Here is a 2,344-nt window from a genome sequence, read left to right as displayed (position 1 = left end):
GCAACCCCGTCCTCCTCCAACCCACCATCGAACAACTCACCACCACCGGCCACCACACCTACATCGAAACCAGCCCCCACCCCGTCCTCACCCACGCCATTGGCGACACGACCAACGACCCCAACGTCCATGTCGTGGAAACCCTCCGCCGCGACCAAGGCACCCACCACCGCTTCACCACCAGCCTCGCAACCCTCCACACCCACGGCGTCTCCCGAGCGCTGGCGACGCACATCCCGCCGCTGTCCGCGTCGGGCTCCCCCGATCCCGGGTTGCCGACGTACGCCTTCCAATACCGGGACTACTGGCTCGACACGCCGGCCGCCGCGAAGGACGCGAGTGGGCTCGGACTCGCCTCGACGGAACACGAGTTCCTCGGGGCGGCGGTCGAACTCGCGGACGGTGCGGCGCTGGTACTGACCGGCCGGGTCTCGCTCGCCACCCACCCGTGGCTGGCCGATCACGCGGTCCTGGACACCGTGCTGTTGCCCGGCACCGCGTTCGTCGACCTCGCGCTGCACGCCGCCGAGCTCGGTGACACACCGAACCTCGAAGAACTCGTGCTGGAGAACGCCCTCGTCGTCCCGGCAATCGGCGCCGTCCGACTCCAGGTCGCCCTCGCCGCCCCCGACGACACCGGCCGGCGCACGATCACCATCCACTCCCGCGGCGACGACGCGAACATCGACCAACCCTGGACCCGGCACGCCGCCGGCACCCTGGCCCCCGACCGACTCGGCACGACGGCGTCGACGTTCGACGCGACGAGTTGGCCGCCTGTCAATGGCGTGCCGATCGACGCCGACGAGTTGTACGGGACTCTGGCGGCCGCCGGCTACGGATACGGCCCGGTATTCCAGGGGGTTCGCGCCGCCTGGCAGGTCGGCGACGATCTCTTCGCCGAGGTGAGCCTGCCCGAGGACACCGACCCGGCGGCCTTCGGGCTGCACCCCGCGCTGCTCGACGCCGCGCTCCACCCGATGGCACGCAACCTCCTGTCCCGCGACGACGAACGAGAGGACGCGGGCGATTCGGCAAACGACGGATCGATCCGGTTGCCCTTCTCCTGGAGCGGTGTTCGGCTGCATGCCGCCGGTGCGCGTTCGTTGCGGGTTCGGCTTGCGCGCGTGGGTGACGGGGTCGTTTCGCTCGACGTCGCCGACGCCGTCGGCGCGCCCGTGGTCTCGGTCGACGCGCTGGCGACTAGGTCGATCTCACCGGAGCAACTCGCGGCGTCCGCCTCGGCGGGACAAGGCGGCGCCACACACCGACACGAGGCGCTGTTCCGGCTCGACTGGACGCCGCTCCCATTGACCTCGACCGACGAGGCCGACAGGCCGATCCGGTCCACGTCGTCCCCTCGCTCCGCGGACCCCGACGCCTCCGGTCCGCCCGTACTGACTCCCGACGAACTCCTGCACTGGCTCGGCCGTTTCGACGACAGTGCCGAGCAGCCGACAGTGCTCGTGCTGGACGCCGCGACGCCGGTCGAGACCGGCACGGACGGCGAACCCGCCGAACCGGCCGCCACCGTACGGACCATCACCCGACGCACGCTCGCGCTCCTTCAGGAGTGGGCGGCGAACGAGCGGCTCACCGGCACTCGACTGGCCGTCCTCACCCGAGGCGCCGTCGGCACCCACTCCGGCGAGGACGTGGCCGACCTGCCGGGCGCCGCGCTCTGGGGCCTGCTGCGCTCCGCGCAGTCCGAGAACCCGGATCGCTTCGTCCTCGTCGACACCGACGGCAGCGCCGAGTCGCAGCGCGTGCTTCGGCTCGCGTTGGCCACCGGTGAGCCCCAACTCGCCCTGCGGCATGGGCAGGCGTTCCTGCCGCGCCTGACCCGTCCGGGGGCCGACGAGGTCCTGGCGGTGCCCGCGGACGGCGCCAACTGGCGGTTGGCCTCCGCGCATACCGGCACCCTGGAGGATCTGTACCTGGAGCCCGCGCCCGAGGCCCTCGAACCACTGGGCGAGGGGCAGGTTCGGCTGGAGGTGCGGGCCGCCGGCCTGAACTTCCGGGACATCCTGATCGGCCTCGACATGGTGCGCGGCGACTCCCGGCCGCCGGGCGGCGAGGGCGCCGGAGTGGTCCTGGAGGTCGGCCCGGGCGTGCGCGACCTGGCCCCCGGCGACCGGGTGATGGGCCTGCTGCCCGGCGGTGTCGGGCCGATCACGGTCGCCGACCACCGGGTGCTCACCCAGGTGCCGACCGGGTGGACGTATGCCGAGGCGGCGGCCGTTCCGGTGGTGTTCCTGACCGCGTACTACGGCCTGGTCGACCTCGCCGAAGCCCAACCGGGCGAAACACTCCTCGTCCACGCCGCCACCGGCGGCGTCGGCAT

At 72.3% G+C, this 2,344-nt stretch carries 1 protein-coding gene; it reads left to right on the top strand.

Features of this window, described 5'->3' with window-relative positions:
• Window positions 1-26 precede the first annotated feature (26 nt).
• The coding region (locus ACWCPW_RS51865) for a SpnB-like Rossmann fold domain-containing protein (protein ID WP_449768665.1) at window positions 27-2,344 on the top strand (2,318 nt) is incomplete at its 3' end.

Source organism: Embleya sp. NPDC001921, assembly GCF_053594475.1.
This window is presented reverse-complemented; position numbering and strand designations above follow the sequence as displayed.